The sequence below is a fragment of the Henriciella marina genome (genome assembly GCF_027213945.1).
GTDB classification, from domain to species: Bacteria; Pseudomonadota; Alphaproteobacteria; order Caulobacterales; family Hyphomonadaceae; genus Henriciella; species Henriciella marina_A.
Genome location: NZ_JAPWGW010000004.1, coordinates 408,208 through 433,282, shown reverse-complemented (window position 1 = coordinate 433,282; position 25,075 = coordinate 408,208). Strand labels below are relative to the sequence as shown.

At 57.8% G+C, this 25,075-nt stretch carries 17 protein-coding genes; 14 read left to right on the top strand and 3 right to left on the bottom strand.

Annotated features, from left to right (window positions below; translation table 11 throughout):
• Positions 1-105 precede the first annotated feature (105 nt).
• From O4G74_RS14095 to O4G74_RS14070, 6 genes are all read left to right on the top strand, one after another.
• Entirely contained in the window at positions 106-360 is a 255-nt protein-coding gene (locus tag O4G74_RS14095; RefSeq protein WP_013301514.1) for a helix-turn-helix transcriptional regulator, read from the top strand.
• The gene (locus O4G74_RS16475) at positions 317-1,045 is read left to right on the top strand and encodes a S26 family signal peptidase (protein ID WP_156947843.1); all 729 of its coding nucleotides are present in this window, start codon (positions 317-319) and stop codon (positions 1,043-1,045) included. The genes O4G74_RS14095 and O4G74_RS16475 overlap by 44 nt, the downstream gene beginning before the upstream one ends.
• Entirely contained in the window at positions 1,042-2,979 is a 1,938-nt protein-coding gene (locus O4G74_RS14085; protein WP_034813622.1) for a DUF3363 domain-containing protein, read from the top strand. The genes O4G74_RS16475 and O4G74_RS14085 overlap by 4 nt, the downstream gene beginning before the upstream one ends.
• 190 nt (positions 2,980-3,169) lie before the next feature.
• On the top strand, positions 3,170-3,805 hold the full coding sequence (locus tag O4G74_RS14080) for a DUF6338 family protein (RefSeq protein WP_034813623.1): 636 nt from the start codon (positions 3,170-3,172) through the stop codon (positions 3,803-3,805).
• A gap of 171 nt (positions 3,806-3,976) precedes the next feature.
• Positions 3,977-5,212 (top strand): metallophosphoesterase family protein, encoded by a 1,236-nt coding sequence (locus tag O4G74_RS14075; protein WP_034813624.1) that lies wholly within the window; start codon positions 3,977-3,979, stop codon positions 5,210-5,212.
• 3 nt (positions 5,213-5,215) lie between these two features.
• Complete coding sequence (locus tag O4G74_RS14070) at positions 5,216-8,731, top strand: AAA family ATPase (RefSeq protein WP_034813625.1); 3,516 nt, start codon at positions 5,216-5,218, stop codon at positions 8,729-8,731.
• Positions 8,732-8,753: 22 nt separating this feature from the next.
• Here O4G74_RS14070 and O4G74_RS14065 read toward each other — a convergent pair whose 3' ends face one another.
• Positions 8,754-10,646 (bottom strand): ATP-dependent nuclease, encoded by a 1,893-nt coding sequence (locus O4G74_RS14065; protein WP_051607693.1) that lies wholly within the window; start codon positions 10,644-10,646, stop codon positions 8,754-8,756.
• Between the two features lie 470 nt (positions 10,647-11,116).
• Here O4G74_RS14065 and traG point away from each other — a divergent pair, with 470 nt between their 5' ends.
• Positions 11,117-13,039, top strand: a complete 1,923-nt coding sequence (gene traG, locus O4G74_RS14060) for an IncP-type conjugal transfer protein TraG (RefSeq protein ID WP_084333209.1) — start codon at positions 11,117-11,119, stop codon at positions 13,037-13,039.
• Positions 13,040-13,042: 3 nt separating this feature from the next.
• On the top strand, positions 13,043-13,420 hold the full coding sequence (locus tag O4G74_RS14055) for a hypothetical protein (RefSeq protein ID WP_034813626.1): 378 nt from the start codon (positions 13,043-13,045) through the stop codon (positions 13,418-13,420).
• Positions 13,421-13,456: 36 nt separating this feature from the next.
• Here the strand turns inward: O4G74_RS14055 and O4G74_RS14050 are convergent, their stop codons facing one another.
• Positions 13,457-18,478, bottom strand: a complete 5,022-nt coding sequence (locus O4G74_RS14050) for a DUF4011 domain-containing protein (protein WP_269403209.1) — start codon at positions 18,476-18,478, stop codon at positions 13,457-13,459.
• A 166-nt stretch (positions 18,479-18,644) separates the two neighbouring features.
• Positions 18,645-18,821, bottom strand: coding sequence for a hypothetical protein (locus tag O4G74_RS14045; RefSeq protein WP_156947845.1), 177 nt, complete (start codon positions 18,819-18,821; stop codon positions 18,645-18,647).
• 201 nt (positions 18,822-19,022) lie between these two features.
• On the opposite strand from O4G74_RS14045, the gene trbB reads away from it, so the two are divergent.
• Genes trbB through trbL form a run of 6 tightly spaced genes read left to right on the top strand, consistent with a single transcriptional unit; the run spans position 19,023 to position 25,071 of the window.
• Positions 19,023-20,003 (top strand): P-type conjugative transfer ATPase TrbB, encoded by a 981-nt coding sequence (trbB, locus tag O4G74_RS14040; protein WP_034813633.1) that lies wholly within the window; start codon positions 19,023-19,025, stop codon positions 20,001-20,003.
• Positions 20,004-20,014: 11 nt separating this feature from the next.
• The gene (locus O4G74_RS14035) at positions 20,015-20,347 is read left to right on the top strand and encodes a TrbC/VirB2 family protein (protein WP_034798591.1); all 333 of its coding nucleotides are present in this window, start codon (positions 20,015-20,017) and stop codon (positions 20,345-20,347) included.
• Positions 20,347-20,601, top strand: coding sequence for a VirB3 family type IV secretion system protein (locus tag O4G74_RS14030; RefSeq protein ID WP_034798589.1), 255 nt, complete (start codon positions 20,347-20,349; stop codon positions 20,599-20,601). Before O4G74_RS14035 ends, O4G74_RS14030 begins: the two co-directional genes overlap by 1 nt.
• Positions 20,595-23,033, top strand: coding sequence for a conjugal transfer protein TrbE (gene trbE / locus O4G74_RS14025; RefSeq protein ID WP_269403208.1), 2,439 nt, complete (start codon positions 20,595-20,597; stop codon positions 23,031-23,033). The genes O4G74_RS14030 and trbE overlap by 7 nt, the downstream gene beginning before the upstream one ends.
• Before the next feature lie 10 nt (positions 23,034-23,043).
• Positions 23,044-23,745, top strand: a complete 702-nt coding sequence (trbJ, locus tag O4G74_RS14020) for a P-type conjugative transfer protein TrbJ (RefSeq protein WP_034813637.1) — start codon at positions 23,044-23,046, stop codon at positions 23,743-23,745.
• A 6-nt stretch (positions 23,746-23,751) separates the two neighbouring features.
• Entirely contained in the window at positions 23,752-25,071 is a 1,320-nt protein-coding gene (gene trbL, locus O4G74_RS14015; RefSeq protein ID WP_034813640.1) for a P-type conjugative transfer protein TrbL, read from the top strand.
• Positions 25,072-25,075 lie beyond the last annotated feature (4 nt).

Here is a 25,075-nt window from a genome sequence, read left to right as displayed (position 1 = left end):
AAGGGTGTCGCCAGCGTGTAGTGCAAGTTCGACACTCTTAATCTGAGGATGAGTTGGCAGTCTGTCAGGGCTTCGAGTTGCGTAGAGGAAAGGAGAAGCAACGCTATGACAGAGACAAATAGAAGTGGAGAGGAGCTTCGACCCAAATCAAACCTCCCAACCCCGACCGAATGGATGAACACGGATGAAACCGCTGACCATCTCGGCCTCAAACCGAAGACCCTGGTCAATATGCGTTCGCTGGGAACAGGCCCGGTTTATCACAAGATCGGCGCCAAGGTCTGGTATCGCGGCAAGGACATCATCGCTTACACCAATGGACGTAGGTTCATGGGGACAGGCCTTCGCGATGAGTCGTAGAACCGCGTTGTTAGGCATGGGATGCGGGCTTAGCCTCATGGTCTCCGCCAGCATTATCAACCGGTCCGACTTCATCTGGAACCGGACGGAAAGCGTGCCCAAGGGCCTTTACTTTGTTGACCGGTCGGCGCGAATTTCGACAGGCGATCTGGTAGCGTTTGCGCCCTCGGATGAGGTTCGACATTGGCTGAACGATGAGGGAATTGTTGGCTCCGACTGGCCCTTGTTGAAGCATGTTGCGGGCCTATCCGGTGACGAGATTTGCAGATGCGATACGCAGGTCTCCATCAACGGGATCACATCTGTTGATGCGCTCAAAGTAACCGAGTCCGGCAGCGCCCTTCCCGCCTGGCAGGGCTGTCAGACCCTCAAAGCCGGCGACGTTTTCCTGCTCAACTCTCATCCCCTATCAGTCGATGGACGATACTTCGGCGTTCAGGACGGCGCGCGCATCATTGGCGTCGCCAGGTCCATATGGACTTATGGCAACCGGTCGGCTGAGGATCAGGCGACCGTCAAAGCGATAGATAGCGGGACGGGAATGGCTTCTGTGTCCCGGAGGGCAAGATTAAGGGAGTGTCACCCTGCGACACTTAACCCATTGTCTGCACATCCTTTTTCATGTGACCCGGCGCCGGAAAGCGGGTGCACGGATTTGCAATCCGCAGCGCGCTTAGAGCCGTGAGCAACGGTTTCGACTTCGTTCCTCGACTCGGGAAGATCAGGTCGCAGGGCAAGGTAAAGACCCAGCTGAAGCGGCTGAAACGTGTCGTCGCGAAGGGGCGGCTTGGCAGCCGTGGCCGCAAATCCCTGGCACCGGGCGCTGTGCGTCATGCAGGGCGTGGAAAAGTACAGGCCGCCCTTGCTCGCCATTGGTCAAACCAGCGGGCCCGGCGCGTCATTGTGAAGGTCCATATTGCGCGGGCGGGTCCAACCGGCGCGGCGAGTTTTGCAAAGCACGTCGCTTACATCCGCCGCGAAGGTGCCGGGCGCGAGGGTGAGCGCGGAAAGCTCTATGACCGGAGCGTCGATGAGGCCAATGCAAAAGCGTTCAACGAACGGGCCGACGAGGACAGGCGGCAATTCCGGCTGATCGTCTCTCCCGAAGACGCCGAGCAGATGAAGGATCTGACACAGTTCACGCGGGAGTTCATGAACCAGGTCGAGAAGGATCTCGGCCGCCGCCTCGACTGGGTTGCCGCCAATCATCACGACACGGCCCAACCTCATGTGCATATTGTCATCAGGGGTGGCAATACCCGGAATGGCGAGCTGCTGATTGACCGCAAATACATCAGGCAGGGATTTCGGGCGCGAGCGCAGGATCTGGTGACGCTTGAGCTTGGTCAGAGGCGGCTACGGGAGATGGCGGCGGCGAGGTCCAATGAGGCCGAGCGTGAGGCGCTGACGGCGATCGATCATGACATAGCCCGTTCGCTGACCGGTGGACGTTACACGCCAGAGAGTGAACGCGGCGGATCGTCGAGATTTGATGGTGCGGTCGTTAAGCGGCGTCTGCGGTTTCTGAAAACGCTCGATCTTGCGAAGCGACAGAAGGACGGTCGCTGGGCGATGCAGGAAGGTTGGCAGGATACGCTTCGAGCACTTGGCAGGCGGGGTGACATTATTCGGTCGCTCGCCAACCTCGAGGGTCGGAAGATCGATATGTCGCGTCTCCATGCCCTGCCCCGTGAATTGAACTCCTCTGGCGAATTCCTGGGGCGGCTCGCGGCCACCTTGCCGGGCGATGAATTGAGGAATGGTACGACGGCACTGATTGAAGGCCTCGATGGGCGGATTTGGTCAATCGAGATGACGGAGCAAGAAGCGGGTCGATTGCCGAAACCAGGCGGGACTGTTTCGGTTGGGCGGCGAGCAGTTGAGCCGAAGCCTGCGGATCGGACGATTGCTGCGATCGCCGAGCGAAACGGTGGGGTGTACTCTGAGGAACTGCATGAGGAGGCTGATCCATCGAGCTCACCGGCGTTCCGGCTCGCGCACAAGCGTCGGTTGGAAGCGATGAGAAGGTTCGGTGTTGTCGACAGGAATGCGGATAGCTCCTGGGCCATTCCAGAAAACTTCGAAGAGCGCGCTTTGCAGGCCGATACGAGAAAGCAACGTCTCGCTGTCGATGTTCGGTCCTGGCTGCCGATCGAAGCGCTTACTGAACGACATGTAGAGACGTGGCTGGATCGGATGAACGCAAATGAGCTGGATGGCGCGAAAGGCCCATTCGCGGACGAACTTCGTACGTCGCTCAGTATTCGAAAGGATTGGTTGCGGAGCAATGGATACGCACTTGATTATAACGGACAGCTGACACGGGAAGACGCAGAGCGTCTCAGGAGACACGAACTTATAAAAGCGGCGATAGCGGAACGCGCCCGCGTTGAGCTACCCTTTACATATCCGGACAACTGGGATCAATTTTCAGGGACCTATTCGCGGCATGTCGATCTGGCTCAAGGCCGATTTGCTGTGATTGAAGGAAAAGACGGCTTTGTGCTTGTTCCGGCATCCGGCCAGAAATTGAATTGGGTCGGCAGATGGGTCGAGCTCAACCGTTCGCGTGCTTCAATTCAATGGTCGTTAGGTAGGTCTAGGATACGTGAATCATGATGGCGCAAAAAGAAAACCTAGACTTGAGTGAAGACTCTCCCTCTTTGTATAAAGCTAACGACCCTAAGTTGATAAACTCCATAGGCGTTTGCAGCGCTAGGCGCTTCAATTTAAGCTGGCACTATGCGCCGTGAGTATAAGCGGGCGATTTGCCCAGCACCCGACTTGAGGCTTCTGTAAAGGAGGTGCATTGAATTTCTCAGACGTGAACGCCGTCAAGGATATGCTCGCTCTGCTGGCACCGGGCTTCATTATCCTTATGGTTCAGGAGGCTCACAAAGTCGGGCCAAGAGACAGTCTGCAGCAGAGGCTCTTTAGCTACGCCGTCGCCTCTACTGCATACTTCGCAGCCATCGCCCCTATTGTTCGCCACGCGGGCGAGGTCCTAAGCGTGCCTGTTCTTTGGGCGCAGGTTGCTGAATACGCTGTACTACCAGCTATCCTAGGCGTCATCCTGGCGGTGTGTCGGTCGAGACGGTGGCTGGACAGAATTTCGCGTTTGCTGAAATTGCCGCCGATTCATCATATTCCGACTGCCTGGGACTGGGCGTTTCCCCTGCAACGTAGCGGAGTGTTTGTTATAGCGACTCTGGAGAATGGGGACCGCTTTGCAGGGCCATGGTCTCCGGCCGCTTTTGCGTCTTCGACAAGCGGGGAACGCGACTTGTACATCCCAGAGGTATGGGACGCAAAGGAACAAGGCCCGTGGGAGCGGTTTGAACCAAAACGCGCCATCTTGCTCTGCGGAAAGGACATTAAGACCATCGAGTTTTTCAATGCAGGAGAAAGCAATGACGAAGAAACCACGTCCGGCACCACACTTTGAAAAGAAGGGTTACACAGCACCGCCGCCACAACCCCATAAGGTCAATGGCGGCTATCAAGGCCCAGGTCAGACCACCAATGAAACCAAGCCGCCATCAGGAGGTGGCGGAGGCAGTCAGTCATCTGGCAGCAAAAAGTAAGACCGTTGGCTTTCGATTCTGGACCAGACTAGATGTTTCGCTTCGTACACACAGCTGACGTTCATCTCGACTCGCCTCTGAAGTCGTTGGCTCTACGCGACCCCGATCTGGCGGAGATGGTTGGCGTGGCGACTCGGACAGCTTTCCGCCGGGCCGTCGACTTATGCCTTACCGAGCAGGTCGATGCATTTATCGTCGCGGGAGATCTGTATGACGGCTCACTGCGAAGCATGAAGACGGCGCGCTACTTCGGTGAGGAAATGCGCCGGCTCACGGAGGCCGGAATTCCTGCGTTTATAATTCGGGGCAATCACGACGCGGAATCCATCATCACACGCGAATTGACCCTCCCAGAGGGCGTGCATGTTTTCAAGAAAACAGATGAGCCGGTCGTTCTGAAAGACGGCGCGGTCGCGGTTCACGGCGTGAGCTTTGAGGAGCCGCACGCGCCGAATTCGCTGCTTTCCCGGTATCAGCCGGGGACACCCGGCGTCATTGATATCGGGGCGATGCACACCAGCCTGGATGGATCGCCGAACCATGACGTGTATGCGCCGTGCTCCACCACGAATCTCGCGGCCCACGGGTATGCTTACTGGGCGCTTGGTCACATCCACAAGCGCAGCGTGACCACGCATGACGACTGCACCATCGTTATGCCCGGTATTCCTCAAGGCAGGCACATGAACGAGGACGGCGTAAAATCGATAAGCCTGACGACGATTACGGAAACTGGAGACTGTACAGTCGAAGAAAAATACGTCGCGCCTGTTCGTTTCGAGCGGCAGTCGCTTGATGTGTCTCAAATTGGAGATTGGCCGGAGCTTATTGGGCTTACCGAGGACGCCTTCAATTCATTGCGCGACGGTCCGATTGCCGACCAAGACGTCATTGTGCGGTTGACCTGTACCGGGGCCGGAGAGTTCGCGCGCAAAATGCGTCACGACCGTGAAAGGCTGGAAGAAGAGCTACGGTCCGCCGCGTCACGGGTCGGGCGCGTTCATTTGGAACAGGTCGTTTTTGACACCGCCGTTTCGCAAGTGGTGAAGGACAACCGGGTTTCTGAACTCTCAGCCATCGTTCGAGGCGGTCAAATCGACCTTGCTCAGATCGCGTTGCGGATTGGAGACGATGTACAGCAATTGATTCAGAAACTGCCAGGCGAACTTCGCGCGCGGTTCGATCCTGCAGAAAATGAAGGTCTGATCCAAGACCTTTCCGAAGAGGGTGTTTCAGATCTGCTGGCGCAAATAGAGGGAGAAAGCTGAGACATGCGCTTTAGCGCTCTCCATCTGACGCGGTTTGGCTGTTTTACAAACGAGTCGATCGACTTCGGCGGCGTCAGTGGCGCGCCTGATTTTCACATCGTCTATGGCGACAATGAAGCCGGGAAGTCTACTCTTCGCGACGCCATCACAAGTTTTCTGTACGGCATTCCCGCCCGCACAGAGTACGACTTTATCCATGACTACAAAGCGCTTCAAATTGGAGCCGAGCTCGACACGAGCGCCGGTCCGCTTTCAGCCGTTCGGGTCAAGGCGAACAGAGACTCGCTACGCTCGCCCGAAAGCGCCGTTTTGTCAGAAGACAGTCTAAAGCGGGAGATGCTGGGCCTCGCCGAGACGGACTTCATCAACCTGTTCTCGCTCGACTTGCAGTCCCTCTTGAACGGCGGGGCGGATATTCTGCAGGCGAAAGGCGATCTTGGGGCTCTGCTGTTCGCAGGCGCCTCGGGACTTTCCTCCGTCACTTCGACATTGGAGCGCGCCCGCGAGCAGGCAAAAGGGTTCTTCAAGCCGAGAGCGACGTCTACTGAGCTGGCCCAATCGCTGAAGCGGCTCAAGGACATTGATGGGGAGCTGAAAACCCTCGACGTTCATGCGCCGGAATATCGGCGCATGAAGCAGAACGTCGGAGAAGCGAAAAGTGCCTACGAAGCGGCCGCCGACGAACAAAAACAACGCCGCGCTGCGTATGAGAAAGACAAAGCGGTTCTGCAAGCGATTGAACCATGGCGCGATCTTCAGGAGCGTAAAGACCGCTTGGAGGCGTTGGGTCCTCTTCCGCCAGCCGATGATGCAGCGCTTGAGCGCGCACGCCAGTTAAAAGCCGAGCTGAAGGCGTTGACCGATGCCAAAGAGGCACTGGAGGCGCGCCTAAAACGTTCAAAGGATGAGCTTGATGATTTGAAGCAGCCGCCTCATCAGGAGAAACTGACAAGCGGGCTTGAAGCTTCGATCGCCGAAGATCTTGAGACACGCGCTCGCGCAGCGGCGCTCGATTTGCCGAGCCGGCGTGACGACTTGAAATCGCTTGATCGGGACGTCGCCGGCTATCTTACACGGCTTGGTGAGCAAAAAGATGCGAAGCCCGAAGCACTGCTCGTTTCGAAAACGGACGCCGCCAACATCAGGGCGCTTGCTGAGAGGGGTGAAAAACTCTCTGAAGAGCATGAACGGGCCCTCGCCGAGCAGGAGAAGGCGGCATCTGATCTCACCGTTGCCAAGGATGAACTCTCTGCGCTGACCGAACCCGTGGATACCGCCTCTTTGGATGACGCGATCACTTCTTATCGGTCCGACCTCGACGCAGCCAGACTTGAGGAATTGGAAACAGACATTGAGGCCTCTAAGAGAAATCTCGATCGCGCGCTGGTGGGTCTGGCGCCCTGGAGTGGTACGCCTGAAGACTTAGAGGGACTGACGCCTCCGTCCGCTTCCGATCTCGATGATGTCCAAGGCCGGCATGATGAACTGAGGGCTGATCTTGAACGATTTGAGTCTGAGCGCCGGAATCTCAACCGGAGTATCGAAAGCGACACTGCGCAACTTGATGAAATAGAGACCGATCCGGAAATCGTTTCAGACGATGCGGCTGCCAAGCTGTTGAAGGCGCGGGACAGTCTTTGGTCCGATCATCGCCGCGTCATTGAGCAGGGTGTCGTCAATGAGATTCAAGTCAGCGCGACCGCTTTTGAAACCGCCATGGGCAAAAACGATGTCGCCGTAGCAAAGCGCATGGCGCACGCTTCGCAGATCGGACAAATCAAAGAACGCCGGCTCAAGCAAAAAGGCGCGATCGCTGAACGCGAGGCCGTCGATAAAGCGATTGAAGAAGCGACTGATCGACTGACGGTCTTGGACGACGAGCTTGCGCGACTCGCCGAAACTACGGGTCTGCCAGAGTCGATCAGCGCCTCGGCTTTTATGGCGTGGCGCGCAGCGTGGGAAGACGCACAACAGGCATTGACGACTTATCAGGACCGTTGCGCCGCGTTCGAGAAAAAGCAAAAGCGCTTCAAGACCGCCGCTTCCGCACTCAGAAAAGCACTGAACTCCGTTGGTGTGGAACATTCAAGCGCCGACGAAACGGTTCTGGCTGCGGCCCTTAGAACACTGGATGATCTGCGCAAGAGCGCCGAAGCGTACAGGATTGCGAAGGCCGAACATGACACGTTGGCGAGACAGCAAGTTCGGCGCGCCGAAGCGGTTGAAAAGGCAAAGACGTCTTCTGATGAATGGGAAAAGGAGTGGGACCGTACACTCAACGCATTCTCGTTTGCGCAAGGTCTTCCGGCCGCGATCAAGGCGAGGCTGGACGATCTCGCCAGTCTTTCCAGCATTCTGGATGAAAGAAATAAATTAGCGCGCCGTGTTGCGCTGATGGAAACGAGTGAAACAAATTTCGCGGACGCCCTCGTCCAGCTTTCCTCAGATACCGGGATTGGAGATAGGAACGCGCCTGCGTTTGATTTGCTCGATACACTGAAATCTGAAGCAAAAGCCCTGGACGCAAAGACTGCACAGAGGCTGAAGCTTTCCGAGCAGGTCGATGAGAACAAGGAAGAATTGGAGGAGACGGTTCGCAAACTCGCCGCGCTTGACAAAGAGGCAGTTGCGCTTTGCGAGCGGTCGAAAGCGGCAGACATCGCGCACTGTATCGAGACACTCAATTTGGCGACCGCAGCGAGAACGCTTGCTGACGAGATTGGCGAGCGCCGCCGACGATTGTCCAATCTCCTCGCCACCGATTCCGAAACCGAATGGTCGCAGATGCTAGCGCCGCTGCTGGACTCGATGGACGCGCTGGCCACGGCAGAAGCGGAGCTAAAAGGCGATCAGACACAAATTGAGATTGAAGAGACCCGCGTGCGGGAGCTTTATTCGGAGTGGAAAGCCGCCGAGCGGGCGCAGGACGGTGTCGACGATAATGAGTCGGCTGCGCGACTTCAGCAGGAGAGGGCGACGCTTCTTGCAGAGATCGAACAAGGCGCGCGTCACTATATCAGCTTGAAAGCAGGCGCTTTGATCGTGGACGAAGCGGTTCGGCTTTTCAGGGATCAGCACAGGGGCGCCATGTTGAAGGCCGCCAGTGAGGCGTTTTCAAAGATTACCCGTGGGCGCTATCCGAGACTGGTCACAGTGACTGCGGAGGACAGGGAGACATTGGTGGCTGAACGCGATGACAATACGACGCTGTCAGCAGACAAGCTCTCCACGGGCACGCGTGCGCAGCTCTACCTGGCCCTTCGTATCGCTGGCCACGCCGAATATGCGAAGTCTCAGACGCCGCTGCCGTTCATAGCAGACGATATCCTCGAAGCGTTCGATAATCAACGTGCGAAGGAAACGCTCATCCTGTTGTCCAGCATGGCGGAGTCCGGTCAGGTAATTTACCTCACGCATCATGAGCATCTGGTTGATATGGCCCGCACCGTCGCGCCTGATCGCTGCAAGGTCCACAGATTGAATGCGAAGGCCGCCGGTGAAGCGTTGGCTGCCGAGTAACGCCCAGCACTCTATCGCAGCCTTACCAGGAGTCGTCGCATAGTCTCGATGTGACTGCGTTCAGCTTGCCGAGTGTCCAGCCTCGGTCTCCTGCGACGCACATGAGCTCGTACAGGAACAACGAGTTCTTGTTCAGCTTGGCGACACCGCCACAGAGTGCGCGCGCCTCTGTTTTTGCAGACTCCAATTCCGCATCAGCAACGTCAGAGAAAATCGATCCCTGGATATCGTTGTGCCAAACGGCCATTTTCGACCCAACGAAATCAGTATCGGGAAAATCAGATAGTCCGTCTTCGCCCGCCCATTTGAACAGGGCGTTGTTTAAGGCCTTATGGTCTTCGCGAGCGCCTTCCTTGCAGTTGCTGTCCCCATCGAACATCAGGAAAGTAGGGATTTCCATTGCCTCTGCTAGCAGGCAGCACCGCAGTAGGTCCGACTTCCCATTGACCGGCACGATCGAAACGCCGCGTCGGCGAAACTCCTTTTCGAGCCCGGTTGCATAAATCCACGTTGTGAGGATGACCTGATCTTCGATGCCTTCAACGAGGACAAGCTTGTCTGTGAAAAGCATCTCGCTCAGCGCTGGTTGTAACGTTGTCTCGAGACGCGCCCGCAGACCCTTGGGAGGCTGCGGGGCCTTTCCCACTATCTCCGCTTCGCGATCCGCCAGTTGCTGGTAGACGGCGGCGCAGCTGTAGGCTTGGTCAGCCGCGTTTCGTCGGATCGCCCGGACGTTTTCGAAGCCACGACCAGAGACGAAGTATGGGCTATGCGTCGCCGCCAAGACCTGTGCGTTGCCATCCGAGAGCTGCTGTAGGACATGGGCGAGGTGTTTCGCCTGAGGCGGATGCTGATAAAGTTCAGGCTCCTCAATCCCCAGGACGAGCGTTGAAATGTTTTTGTCTCCGAGCGTCGCCAGCTCCTGCAAGAGGCTGATAAGATAAGAGCGCTGCAGGCCATGACCGATGCGCGCCAAGCTGCCTTCGAAGCCTTGCTCGCCCGTTTTCAGGCGTGCGGCCGGCTCTTCGATTTTGAACTTTGCAGGATCCTGATACCAGGCGATTGAGACCGTGGCGCGCGGATTGCCCCAGTCTTGCAGGCGTTCTTGCAGGGACGAGGACAGCTCGCTCAGAGCGCCATTCTCCGCTTCGATCAGTTTTTGATACTGGGCCAAAGTCGAATTTCGTAAATCCTCAATCTGATCGCCGAAATCGACTTTGGACCGGACCGCTCGATCAAGCAGCTTGGAGAAGGCGGTGTTCTTGCTCTCCAATTCCTCGGTCGCCGCGTCCTTCACGGCGGGCACGTAGACCCATTGAATGTGTTTCTCCAGAAGATTAGCGCCTTTGGAAAAGCCGTAGAATTGCGACTCGCTCTCCAGTTCTTCGCAGAGGTCGGGATGGCTTTGTTCAAAACTGTTCAGCGCTTCCTGCCCGGCCGCCGCGCTCGACCATTTCGGCAGTTCGGTGAATGAGCCTTGGAGGTCTTCATAAACCGCTTTCTTGTCTTTCGCGCTTTGGGCTTCGAAGAACGGCCTGAACTTTCCGATCCCCATACGCGATCCGTACTGCCGAATGCCGGCGCCGCTTTCCGAGAATTCAGCACGCGCTGTAACGATCAGCTTATTGCCGCGCACATAGTGCTTAAAATCTTCCCGGGCTTCGTCGGAAAGATCGCCAAACGTGACCTTGATTTCGATCGGTTCGGACGTGTCCTTTTGAAAGAAGTCTTCATCTACCAGATTCCTGACGTCGGTCGCGTTTCCATCCTGATAGCCGAAAAAGACGTTCAGCGCGGCCAAAACTGTGGACTTACCAACGCCATTGGCCCCGACCAAGCAGGTATAGTCGTCAAAATGGATCGTGCAGTCTTTGAACGCGCGAAAGTTTTTAATGCCGACGCTTTCAATTCTCATTTGGCCGAGTCCTTCGCCAACATCTTTGACCGCATTACGCTCTACTCGCCGGATTCATATTGTATTGGAATGAGGTCAAACGAAGTAATTGCATTTGGCTTTTTATACTCGCAGTATTTCTTTGGAAGAGAATTCACTTCACGCTTCGCTTTGACAGATTGATCTCGCTCAGAGATGCTCAACGAGGTGCTTTTGAACCTCGGCTATGCGGATAGCCGAGAGGCGATTCGCCGCTTTCGAACATTAAAGTGCAGGTTGTTTGAACGGTCAAAGACCCATTTATCGTGCAGTTTTAGGGGCAACTTGTAATCTCATTGTGTCTGCTTCTAAGAAGAATCGGCCATCCCCGCTGACGACAGCTTCTGCGATTAGAGTGTCACAACTGACCACTTAGAACTCCCCAGAAGTCCCCTCGCATTTCCAAGCCGGCATGGCATTATTGCGCCTCGCAGTGGCGGAGGAAACAAACCATTACCCCCACAAAATTTCTTCTCGGTCAGTTTATTTTGACGCTTTTGCTGATCACCTGTTCGGTGTGGGTGGCGACGCAATGGGTGGCGGGTGTTCTGGATCATCAGCCACGTTTGGGTGGTCCATGGTTCGAGCTTGCGGGTCAGCCTATCTACAAGCCCTGGCGACTGTTCCAGTGGTGGTATGCCTATGATGCTTACGCGCCAGACGTGTTTGCGCGTTCAGGTTTGATTGCCTCGCTGGGCGGCATCGCCGGGATTGTGATGGCGATCATCGCGTCGCTCTGGCGGGCAAGACGTGAGAAGAATGCGACGACCTATGGCTCTGCGCGCTGGTCTTTGGTGCGGGACGTTCGGCGATCTGGTCTGCTTGGTACGTCAGGTGTGGTGCTGGGGCGATTCAAAGGGCGCTATCTTCGGCACGCTGGCGCCGAGCATGTCATGGCCTTTGCGCCGACACGGTCAGGCAAGGGTGTGGGGTTGGTGATCCCTACCCTTCTTTCCTGGACCGGCAATGCGATCATTCATGACATCAAAGGAGAGAACTGGGCACTGACATCGAATTGGCGATCGAGCTTCTCTCGCTGTGTCCGTTTCGATCCGACGGATTTGTCGAGTTCGCGGTTCAACCCATTGCTTGAAGTGCGGCTCGGGGCACATGAGGTTCGCGACGCGCAGAATATTGCGGACATACTCGTCGATCCGGACGGCTCCCTGGAGCGACGTAGCCATTGGGACAAGACGGCGCATTCACTGCTTGTTGGCGCCATCCTGCATGTTCTTCACGCCGAGGACGACAAGTCGCTTGCGGGCGTGGCGACGCTGCTCTCTGATCCGACCCGGCCGATCGATGACACGCTGGAGCGAATGCTTGAAGCGAACCATCTCGGAAGCCGCGACCGGCCAATGACGCATCCGGTTGTGGCGGAAGCAGCGCGTGAGCTTTTGAACAAGTCCGAGAATGAAAAGTCGTCGGTCGTGTCGACGGCGGTTTCATTTCTGGGACTCTACCGCGACCCAATCGTTCAGCGGGCGACATCCGGTTCGGATTGGCAGATTGAGGATCTTTTTCGGAGTGGGAAACCTGCGTCATTGTACTTGGTTGTTCCGCCCTCTGATCTCTCGCGAACCAAGCCCTTGATGCGGTTGATCCTCAATCAGATTGCACGGCGGCTTTGTGAAGAGTTGCCCGATGGGCAAGATCGCCGGCAGACGCTGCTTATGCTGGATGAGTTTCCGGCGCTCGGACGGCTCGACTTCTTCGAGAGCTCGCTCGCCTTCATGGCGGGCTATGGGATCCGCGCCTTCCTGATTGCTCAGTCTCTGAACCAGGTCGAGAAGGCATATGGGCAGAACAATTCAATCCTCGACAATTGCCATGTCCGGATCGCGTTTGCGACCAATGATGAGCGCACGGCCAAGCGCATCTCCGACATGCTGGGCACCACGACGGAGCAGCGAAACCAGAAGAACTATACCGGGCACCGGCTCGCGCCCTGGCTCAGTCATGTCATGGTTTCGCAACAGGAAACCCAGCGACCGCTCCTGACACCCGGCGAAGTGATGCAGATGCCAGCCGTTGATGCGCTAATCTTTCTGGCGAGTCATCCCCCGATCCGGGCGAAGAAGCTCCGCTACTATGAAGATCGCAATTTCACGGATCGTGTTGGCGCGCTGCCGATTGCTGCTGCCGGTGCGGATACGTCTCGGCTGTGCGGCTATCACCAATCTGGTGTGTCGCCTTCGGACGGGGAGTCAGGCGGGCTGGCGCGATCGGTCGGCGCCGACATCGGCGATGAGGAAGATATCTCGCAGGATGTTGCGAGTGAGGAGGAGCGCGGGCCGCAGCAGCGCGGCGGCATACAGGACCAGATCGCCCGCTACTACCTTCAAGTCCAGGAAAATGGCGGACGGGAGCTTTAGAACATGGCGCGCAATCCAAGGCTTCATATACGCGTCTCCGAAACGAACCATCGCAAGGTGAAGCAGTTCTCTGCTGAGCATGATGTCCACGTCGGCACGCTAATCGACGAAGCTCTGACCCTGTTGTTTACACCGCCTGAGGACAGGCCCGATGCGGCGATCATCCAGCGGCTGGAACGCGTTGAAGACCAGATCGAGAAGCTGGAGACCGGAACAGCGTTCCAGACGGACCTCTTGATCGAATTCATTTTCGAATGGCTGAGACAGCGGCCAAGTAAGAACCCGTTTGAGACGCCAGCAGATGCAGCGCGAGCGCGGGCGGAATTGCAAGCTCTGACTAAGCGCGTTGTTGACCGCTCCAATCCACATATCTGGAATTAGGATTGCGAGCCTCTTCGAAGTGCTGAGCTGAATGCCCTAGGCGCTTACTTGCCGAAGAATACGAAAGACAATTTTAGCAAACGTCGAAAACTGTTCCGAGTCGGTACCTTCCCTTAGCTTCAACGGGATCATGTCACGGAACTCAGTTTCGTCTTGGGGCAAGTTTTCCAAAAGCGTCTCAACCATGACTTTTCGCAGCAAACCGCGTTCAGGCGGAACTTCGGGCATACTTGGCTTAATCGTGTCCTCGCGCAGCCGTATCAAAACGTCTCGGGCTTCACTTCGCGACATTCGCCGATCCTGAGCTGGCGCCTCTTCGAGCACCGTATCGTCTGGGTCGAGATACTCCGAATCTTCTTCTTGCTCCGCACCATACTGAATGGAGATGTCTTCTTCCAAAGATAGAGGTGACCGGCGCTCAGGCGAAATCGGTCTTTGTCTTTGAGCAATCCTACGGGCTTTTTCATCCTCAATCGCATCGATTATCCGAGAGAGCTCCCGGCCGGGCTCTTGGAACCAATCGGTCGACCAGATGCGCTCAATTCGCCAGCCTAGGCCCTCAAGAATATCCTGCCGCAGTCTATCCCGGTCACGAGCCGATTTACTCGAATGATAGCTCGCTCCGTCACATTCAATGCCAATCAAATAAGTCTGTGGTGCCTCAGGATCTTTCACTGCCAGATCCAGGAAGAATCCATCTACACCTAGCTGCGCGACGACCTCATAGCCCTTTCGACGTAACGCTTCTGCGACCGCTATCTCAAAATCACTATCAGGTTCCCGACCACTTCCCACGGGCACGACCCTGCCAGGCAGGATACCGGTTTCCGAATATTCGAGGAAGCCGCTCAATGCCCTGACGCCAAGTTTTGAGCTTTCACCCACAAGCACCTCGGATGCCTTCATCGAAGAGAAGACAATCATGCGTTCTCGTGCCCTGCTGAAAAGGACGTTTAGTCTGCGATGGCCGTGTTCGAGATTGATCGGGCCGAAGCGCTGATAGACCTTCCCGGTCTCAGGACTCGGCCCGTAGGTCATGGACAACAACACCACATCGCGCTCATCACCCTGCACATTCTCCAAGTTCTTTACGTCGAATGGCTCTCCCCTGCTGGAATCCTCTTCAGCTCTGACAATGGAAACGTCGTTCCGGGTCTGCTCGTCGATGTACTGTCTGATCCGGTCGCGCTGGGCTGAATTCATCGCAACGACGATCAAAGATTGCTCGGGGCGGGCTCGCATGTGTTGGATCGCAGCCTTCGCTACTGTGCGCGCTTCTTCATCATTTACGCCGCGGTCGAACCTGCCCGTGGGTACATAATTGAAGTCTATTCCCAAACGATCACCTGTATTGTTTGGCGTGGGATAGACGATCAGTTTGTTGTCGTAGAACCACGAGTTTGAGAACGCGATGAGGCTCTCATGCCGCGACCGATAATGCCATCGAAGCATGCGGCTATCGAACTTGGACGCAGCGAGAGAGAGGATACTCTCTTCCTTCTCGCCTACAACTTCCTCGTCGTAGTCTTCGGTTCCGTCGCCCTCCAGACCGATCTTGTTGAAGAAATTCGTGGGCGGCAATTGCTTGTCATCCCCAACGACAACCAACTGCTTTCCTCTCGCCACCGCAGATAAGGCATCCTCGGGGCGCATCTGCGACGCTTCATCCATTATGACAACGTCAAACTGAAGGCCGCCGGGTTTTAGGTATTGAGCAACTGAAAGAGGGCCCATCATGAAACACGGCTTCAGAGCCTGAATTGCATTTCCGGACCTGTCCATCAAATTGCGGATGGACATCCGAGGCCGCTGGAGCCCCCACTGATGCGACAGCAGAGCCATTTCCGTAAGATCGCCAACCCGCGCCGACGATCTACCCGGAGGTGGTCGCCTGCTATGTGCCTTGGCTGCGATTTCTGACCGCCTCGCCTCCATAATGTTCTCGTCAAGCGCACGAAAGATCTTTCGCTCCTGGTCCCTTTCGCTTCCGTTCTTTTCATGCAGCGGCGGAGAGGCCTTGAATACCGTTTGAGCCGAGCTGCGATAGGCGCAGTATCGCCAAACACCCGCGAGATCTTCAAAGAGCGGATAGCCTTCTTCAGCAGCTCGTATGAGAGGTGCTGTTGCGGCATCCAGAGCTGCCTTCCGATACCGAGCATAGCGAATCCAGGTTGGCAGATGATTCAGGCGATTTAGTTGGCGGTGCACCCTCGCCAGCTCATCTTCTAATGAAAGCCAGTCTGCGTCGGTGTTCCGCCCGAGGGTTATGTCAACAGAGAGTCGCGCACGAACTAATGCGTTTGCAGCCTCTCCTGTCTTTTGAATTATCTCAATCGCAGCCTCAGGCGTACCGCCTCCTTCGGCCGTCAATAGCGGTCGAAATTCATCAGGAGCGAAGGCGTACACCAATCCGGTCCAGAAGTCAGATTGATAGCTTTCCATAACGGAGCTGCCGCCGAGATCCATTGCCCATTGAAGCTCCTCCTTGGGCGAATTCAGATCTATGCTGGCGACACGTTCTATCGAACGGAAGTCTTGTGAAAGAAGCCAGTCTGCGAGCCTGTCTGCTTCCGCATCTCCTGAAAGCGCCTTTCTTGCACGGCGTCTCCAGCTGACGATTTCGTCGAGAACGGCAAACTCAGTATCCATGCCATCGAAGAGCTGGTCGAATAGGCGCCTTCCGGCCTTGTCTGTTGCTAGGGCCTCCCTCCGTTGCAGCAGGCCTGCCAGATCGGCTAAGCGAAGTGCCCATACATCCGGCTTCTCCGACGAAAAGTTTCCCCCAAGAGATACGATGGCGGACTTGGCTTCCTTCCAGGACTTCGAAAAGAAGCGCGCAATCGGGGAAATTGTAGCAAGGTTTGAACTGTGCAAGAGGAGTTCAGCGTCACCGAGATGGGACGTTCGCGAACGAAGGAGATGCTCCTCGATGGCATCGAATCCTGCGTTTAACTCCTCAGCTTCCGATCGAAGTCTTGCCAGCTGGACATCTGCATCCGGCTCATCCATTTCGGGCTTGCTGTAATTTAGCCAGGCCATCGGCGCCGTCTTTGCAACTTCGCAGAGATCCACGATGCGGCGCAGCATCTTCCACGAAGGACTGACACGAAGCGAGAGGTGTTCAGCGAGTTCGTCGAAATCTTTCGTGGCACCCACTATTCGCGCTCTCGACGTGGCAACGATCTTGGTCGATTCCCACATATTTAGAACGCGTTCCGGACTGACCCCTTTCAGGCTCAATCCGTAGTCAGAGTCTAACTGAGCCAAGAGCCCGTCAAATTCTTTGAGTGCCGTGGCAAATGCATTCAATTGGCCTTCAATTATGGGCCTGTCGCTTTCCAGAAGGCTGAGGTTGCTCGCTCCATACCAAGGGCTGGCGCTGATCGGCTCGTCGGAGGACACCTCCTTCGCAGTCTTGGCCAGATCCGTCAGCAAATCCTCTCGTGCTTCGATATCAATCGGCGTGCCCCTCAACGAGCTGAGCCCCTTCGACACGAGTTCAGGCAAACGCAATCGGTCCACCGTTCTGGCGGTTTCACCGATTGTCAAAGTGTGCCGCCCGGCACCAAGCAGCAGATCTGCAACAGAGCTTCCGGCCGATGTGTTCGCGCTTACTGCTGCAACATAGTCGTTCAAGCTTTGTCGGACGTTCGCTGCCTTTTCCTTGAGCTTCGACAGATCACTTCTCACTCGCGGCTGGTGCGATTCAAAACGTGTACGGAGCGCTTCCAGAAGTGCTTTCTTTTGCGTCTTGTGACTGTGGAGTTCGAGACAGTACGGGTCAAAACCAAGTCCCGATAGTCGTCGCTCCACGACCTGCAAGGCTGCCAGTTTCTCGGCAACAAACAAAACGGACTTGCCCTTGCTGACCAGCGCGGCAATCAAGTTTGTAATTGTTTGTGATTTGCCGGTCCCTGGAGGGCCCTGCACGACCAGGTTCTTTCCTTCAAGAACCAGACGGATCGCTTCGAGCTGAGAACTATCAGCGCGGTCGATGAGTGGGAATTCCATTTCCTGTGAAATGGTTTCTTCGGAGACTTCGTAACTTATCGCTCCGGTCGGAATTGCGTCTTCCGACATTGCACCAAGCAGGGATCTAACGAGTTCGTTCTTCACGAAAATCCCGCGACCAGGCCAATTTGAAGGATCGAGGTCGTTGTAAAGCAGCAGTCGCCCTAATTGCGAAATGAGGCTCAAGAATATCTGACGCCGAACCACCCAATCACGGTTTTCTCCGATCGCTTCCTTGACGGCGTCAAAATACTCCTCGAGTCCGGTTCCATCCTCATACTCGGGAAGAGAGATTCCGAAGTCCGCTTCAAGTTTCTGACGGAGTGCGAGATTGATCTGAACATCGTCGCCATTTGCTTGTAGCTTATATGCTCTTGGCCCTCGTCGGACTTCAGGGCGAACGAGCTCCGCTGGCAACAGTAACAGCGGCGCGAGTTGGGTCTTACTTTCCGCAGTCTCTCGCCACTCAAGGAAACCAAATCCCAAGAATAGCATGTTCGAGCCGGTTTCATTGATCGCGGATCTTGCGTCCTGCGCGAGCTTCCTGACGGCTGACTCCAAGGAGTCGTACCATTCCAGTGTCTGAAGTTTCTGGTCTCGATGGACTGACCTTCTACTCCCTTCCCCCGGATCAGAAGGAAGGTCGAATTCCGGAATAATTCCTTTGTGCTTCGCCCAATCCCTTTTCGGTATATCACGCCGCTTCGCTGCGCTGACATCTGATGCATCTTCGTTCAGCTCTTCACTCGTTAGCATGAACTCTTCGGGAGGCTTCGTGGCCGCTTCCCACTCTTCGACTTCTGCCTGAGTTGGCTCGGGAAGAGGGAGGAAAGAAAAGCTTCTTCCGTCGATCAGGGACGAAAAGACCTGATCAGGGAGTTCGTCGATCAGTCGAAGCGTCCGTTTGGTGAATTTGAAGTTCAACAGCGGATTGCGAAGCGACAAATCGAGGAGCTTCAATCGCAACTTTTCGATCGTCGACGCGATCGTGGCGAGCTGGTCCGCGCTGGAATCTGATTGGGTTCTGCGGGCCTGGCTCGCCTCCATTTCGAATCCTCTGATAGCGGCAATGCAAAAAGTGCATTAGCACATCAGGAGCGCAATTATTCAACCACCAGATTTCAATCTAAAATAATCAGATCCTCTCGCTCTGTATCGCCGTTTCGAACTCTGCGGCATCTTCTTCTGACCTGAACATATAGCGGGCCATGTGTTAGCCCCTCTCAAAATGGCTGTGTGAGCGCCAGTCGGGACCGATATTTGTGTTGAGCCAGGCGGCGATGATGTCGAGGCGCTTGCCGAGGCCGAAGGGCGGGATCGGCAGTTCGACATGATGCGGGAAGTCCCGCGCACCCTTTTCGGCCATGAGAACGGATATGTAGCGACCCATGGGCTTCTCCTCGTTGTTCGTGCGTTGTTCTTTTTTCTCCTTCCGGTCTGATATCAATCCCTGCGGCGCGATTTCCTGTGAATTGCCCCTCTGCGTCCTCGGACTTCCCGGTGGCGCCTTTTGTGTCCTCCGGCCCCAACTGTGCAGCGGCGTATAGTGACCTGATGTTGGTTCCATCACTGATGAGGACCACACGCTGTCATGTCTACCCCGCCCCAGCCCAGCGAAACCGAGACCCGCCGAACGGCGATGCTCCGCACGGCCTTTGACGGGCCGGTTGGCGCCGCACTGGCAGCACCTGACACGATCGAGATCCTCGCCAATCCCGACGGATCGGTCTGGGTCGAGAAGGCAGGCTTTGGTCTGCAGCGGGCTGCGGAGACTCTAGGCCGCGCCGAGCGCGAGCGGATCATCCGGCTGGTCGCTTCCTCCGTCGGTGAGGCCTGCGACCGGGCCTCACCCATTGTGTCGGCCGAACTGCCAGGCTCCGGCGAACGGTTCGAAGGCATCCTGCCGCCCGTCTCGGAAGCGCCCTGCTTTGCCATCCGCAAACCGGCAGGTCAGCCTATCGCGCTCGATACCTATGTCGAGACCGGTGCGCTGACGCCGGCGCTGTGTGTCGCGCTCAGGCAGGCGCTGGAAGACCGGCTTAACATTGTTGTCGCGGGCGGAACCTCGTCGGGCAAGACGACCTTCACCAATGCGCTCCTGTCTGAGCCCGCTCTGGCAGACGACCGGATTGTCATCCTGGAGGACACCCGCGAACTCCGTTGCACAGCCGATGATGTCACACAGCTTCGCACGCATCGCTCAGGCATCACCTTGCGCGACCTTGTCCGCTCGACCATGCGGCTCCGGCCCGACCGGATCATCGTCGGCGAAGTGCGCGGCGGCGAAGCGCTCGACCTTCTCAAGGCCTGGAATACCGGCCATCCGGGCGGGATCACCACGCTTCATGCGAACTCGGCGCTAGGCGGGATCACCCGGCTTGAACAGCTGGTCGAAGAAGCAACCAGCGCCCTGCCCTACGCCCTGATCGGCGAGGCGGTTGATGTAATCGTGTTCATGTCCCGCGCCAGTGGGTCGCGGCGCGTCGAGCAGGCCCTACGCATTACAGGCTTTGACGGCGCGGATTATCGCACCGAGCCGCTCGCCGCCCCCTTCATCAGCATCGTCAATTGAGGAGAGATTCCATGCACTATCACCAGATCAAGGCGCTCAATCGCAGCGTTCAGGCAGCAGCGCTAATTGCATCGGTCGGCCTGCTCGCCTTGCCGGCGCATGCCGCAGGCACCGGCATGCCCTGGGAAGGCCCGCTCGACCAGATCCTGCAATCGATCGAAGGCCCTGTCGCCCGGATTGTCGCGGTGATCATCATCACGCTGACCGGGCTGACGCTCGCATTCGGCGAGACCTCTGGCGGATTCCGCAAACTGATCCAGATCGTGTTCGGCTTGTCGATCGCCTTTGCGGCCACATCGTTCTTCCTGACCTTCTTCAGCTTCGGCGGCGGCGCGGTGCTCTGATGCTCGATGGCTACGAGATCCCCCTCCACCGCTCGCTCGCCGAACCCATCCTGATGGCCGGCGCGCCACGTTCGGCCGCCATCGCCATCGGGACGCTGTCAGCCGCTTTGGCCCTCGGCCTCCGGCTCTGGATACCGGGGCTTGTGGTCTGGGTGGCGGGACACTCGCTAGCCGTCCTCATGGCCCGGTCCGATCCGGATTTTCTCGCCGTCGCAATCCGGTCTGCCCGTCACAAGGAACATCTTTCATGCTGAACCTTTCCGAATACGCGGCGAAACCGGCACACCTCTCAGACTACCTCCCCTGGGCGTGCCTCGTCGCGCCGGGCGTCGTCCTCAACAAGGACGGCGCCTTCCAGACAAGCTTCCGCTATCGTGGCCCCGACCTTGAAAGCTCGACGGAAGCCGAACTCGTTGCAGTCACCGCACGGGTCAACAATGTGCTCCGCCGGTTCGGGTCCGGCTGGGCGCTTTTCTTCGAAGCGGTGCGGGCGGAAGCTATTGCGCTTGAAGAGAGTACTTTTGACTGTGCGGCGGCCTGGCTGATCGAGCAGGAACGGCGCGCTGCCGCCGAGGAGACCGGTGCCCGGTTCGAGAGTTTCTATTATCTGACCTTGCTCTGGCTTCCGCCCGCCGATGCGACGGGCCGTGCTGAGAAGGCCCTGATCGAGCGGCCGGAGAAACGTGACGGCGAGGACTGGCGCCAGCGGCTCGAACATTTCCAGACACGCGCCGCGCAGACGCTCGATCTTCTTGCGACGGCCCTGGATGAGATCCATCCGCTCTCGGAAGAAGAGACGCTCACCTATCTCCATGCCTGTATATCGTCGAAACGGCACAACGTGTCGGTTCCGGAACTGCCAGTTTTTCTCGATGCGGTGCTCGCCGATGAAAGCTTCGCGGGCGGACTGGAGCCGCGGATTGGCGAGGCACACCTTGCGACGTTTACCCTGCTCGGCTTTCCGGCCTCGACCCTGCCCGGCATGCTGGATGAACTCAACCGCCTAGGCTTTTCCTATCGCTGGACGACGCGCTACATCGCGCTGGACAAGGCCGAAGCAGAGAAGCTTCTTGCGAAGAAGCGCCGGCACTGGTTTGCCAAACGCAAATCCGTTGGCGCGGTCCTTCGGGAGACGCTGTTCAACGAACAGGCCGCGCTTCTCGACAATGATGCCGACAACAAGGCACTGGACGCCGATGCGGCCCTGCAGGAGCTCGGTTCGGACCTCGTCTCCTACGGATATGTCACGACCACGCTGACACTGATGGGCGCCTCCCGCGAGGAAGTCGAGGAACGCACCCGCGCCGTCGAGCGGGTGATCAATGGGCGCGGGTTCACGACGATCCGCGAGACATTGAACGCCGTCGAAGCCTGGCTCGGCTCGCTGCCGGGCCATGTCTACGCCAATGTGCGCCAGCCGATCCTCCATACACTGAACCTCGCTCACCTCGTGCCGATCTCTTCAGTCTGGGCAGGTGATGCGTGGAACGATCACCTCGCAGATCGCGCGCTTATAGAGGCCCAGACCGAAGTCACCACGCCGTTCCGGCTCAACCTGCATGTCGGCGATGTCGGCCATACACTGATCATCGGCCCGACAGGCTCCGGCAAGTCGGTGCTCCTGTCGCTCCTCGCGGCGCAATGGCAACGATACGAGGACGCGCAGGCCTTCATCTTCGACAAGGGCCGTTCGGCGCGGGCGGTGACGCTCGCCATGGGCGGCACCTGGTTGCCGCTCGCGGGCGATGAGCGTCCGGCGCTGCAACCCCTGAAAGACATCGATACCGAGCGCGGCGCGAGCTTTGCCGCAGACTGGCTGCTCGGCCTGATCGAAGCCGAAGGCGTGACGGTCACGCCGGACCTGAAGTCCGTCTTGTGGGACGCGGTGCAGTCACTGGCTTCAGCGCCTGTTGCCGAACGGACGCTGACAGGGCTCAGCCTGATCCTGCAATCCGATACGTTGAAAGCGGCGCTCCATCCCTACACGCTGGAAGGCGCCCATGGGCACCTGCTCGACAGCGATGCTGAAGCGCTCGACTTGTCATCTGTAGCCTGTTTCGAGATGGACGAGCTGATGCAGACGCCGTCTGCGGTCGCGCCGGTCATTACTTATCTCTTCCACCGCGTGGAAGACCGGTTCGATGGCCGCCCAACCCTGCTTATCCTCGATGAGGCCTGGCTGTTCTTGGATCATCCGGTGTTTGCGGCGCGGCTGCGCGACTGGCTGAAGACGCTGCGCAAGAAGAATGTGGCCGTCGTGTTCGCAACCCAGTCGCTGGCCGACATTGAAGGCGCCTCCATTGCCCCGGCCCTGATCGAATCCTGCCCGACGCGGATCTTCCTGCCGAATGAGCGGGCACTCGAACCGACTGCCCAGGCGATCTATCGCCGCTTCGGGTTGAACGACCGCCAGATCGACATTCTCGCCAAGGCCATCCCGAAGCGGGACTATTACTATACCTCGCCGCTTGGCTGCCGACTCTTCGAGCTGGGCCTCGGCGAAGTCGCGCTTGCCTTCTGCGGCGCCGCCTCCCCTGCCGACCAGAAGCTCATGGATCAGTGTCTTGAGGCCGACGCGGAAGCGGGCTTCGCCCGGAGCTGGCTGGAGCTGAAACAGCTTGGCTGGGCCGCCGATCTGCTGGCCGAGCAGCCGAGCGCACCCCTCCCACAAATCGCTGCTGAATAGGAGCCCCCAAATGAAAGCCCTTCTGTCTTCCGTCGCGCTTGTTGCCATTCCGCTGTCTGGCCTGATGGCCCCGCCCGCCTCGGCGCAGCTTGCTGTCTACGACCCGGCCAACCACGCCCAGAACATCCTGCAGGCCGTGCGAGCGCTTCAGGAAATCGATAACCAGGTTCGCCAGCTCACCCATGAGATCGACATGATCGAGAAAATGGCGCGGGATTTGGAAACCCTGCCTGTCGAAGTTGCCCGCGCCATCATTGCCGACCGTATTCGGCGCATCAGCGAACTCATGCGCGATGCTGAAGGCATCGGGTACGGCGTGGAAGAGGTCGAGGACGAGTATGAGGACCTCTATCCCGAAACCTATGGCGATACGCCGCCTCAGTCCGATGTACTTGTAGAGGATGCGCGCGCCCGCTGGCGCCAGTCGCGTAGTGCCCACAAGCACACGCTCCTCATGGTCGCTGAGACCGTGCGTAACAATGCCGAGGATTCCGAGGCGCTCACTGGTCTCGTGGATGAAAGCCAGACCGCGATTGGCAACCTCCAGGCCCTGCAGGCCGGCAACCAGATCGGCGCGCTCTCGGCTGAGCAGCTGATCCAGATGGAGGCGCTGATGGCCGCCCATTACCGGGCCATAGCCTTCGACCGGGCACGTGAGCTTGAAGAGGCCGAACGCGGCCGGGCCCGCCTTAAATCCTTCCTCGGAGACTGACCCGTCATGGAAGAGATGGGCGTCATCGACCGGTTCCTCGAAACCTTCATTGCCTATATCGATTCAGGCTTCGGCCTCCTTGCCGGCGATGTCGCTTACCTGACAACCACACTGATAGTCATAGACATCACGCTCGCCGGTCTCTTCTGGGCGCTGTCGCAGAATGCCGACGTCATGTCGGGCCTCCTCAAGAAGGTGCTCTATGTCGGCTTCTTCGCCTTCATCATCGGCAACTTCACCCTGCTCGCCAACATCGTGTTCGAGAGCTTCGCGAGCCTCGGTGTGAAGGCGGGCTCCAGCACGCTGACGGCAGGCGACCTTATGCGACCGGGCTATATTGCCGGGGTCGGGTTCGAGGCGGCAGAACCCTTGCTGGCCGAAATCGGCGACATGCTTGGTCCAATCAGCTTCTTTCACAATTTTATCCTGATCGCTGTCATGTTCCTGGCCTGGGCGATCATCCTCGTCGCCTTCTTCGTGCTCGCGGTTCAGCTCTTCGTGGCGATCCTGGAATTCAAGCTGACGACGCTGGCCGGGTTCGTACTGATCCCGTTCGCGCTCTGGAACAAGACCAGCTTCCTCGCTGAACGCGTGCTCGGCAATGTCGTCACCTCGGGCATCAAGCTGATGGTGCTCGCTATCGTCGTCGGGATCGGCTCAACGCTCTTTGCTTCGATCACGGATGCTTTCACCGGGCCGGGCGATACGACTCTGGCGCAAGTGATGGGCACCGTGCTTGCCGCCATCGTCTTTCTCTGGATGGGTGTGTTCGCGCCGGGAATTGCGTCAGGCCTTGTCACCGGGGCGCCGCAGCTTGGCGCCGGTTCGGTCGTCGGCACAACAGCCGCTGTGGGTGCGGGCGCGATCCTCGCAGGCACAGGCACAGTCGCTGCTGGACGCGCCGCAATTGGCGGGGCGTCGGCAGCGGTCAAGGCCGGGGCCTCAATGTCGGGCGCGGCTCGCACCTCGTATGACCTTGGACGGCTTGGTTCCGGCGCCACCGGCTGGCGCGGGCATCTCGCTGGAGCCACAGGTATGGCGCAGGCTGGCTCGGACGCCATGCGGCGCATGGCCGGACGGCCCTTGCAAGGCGCCCGAAATGCTTACAGGCGCGGCAGTGAAGCCGCCTTTGCGGCAACCGGCGGGAGCACAGCATCTACAGGCGTCAGCGATGCCGGAATCAGCGGTTCAAGCCCGGCCTGGGCCCGGCGCCTGCGCACAGAACAACGCCTGCAGCATGCCGGCGCGATCACTGTGCACGCTCTGAAAGATGGCGACCGCGGCATGGCTGGCGAGAACCCGAAACTTCAAAGAGACGAGGACTGATCCC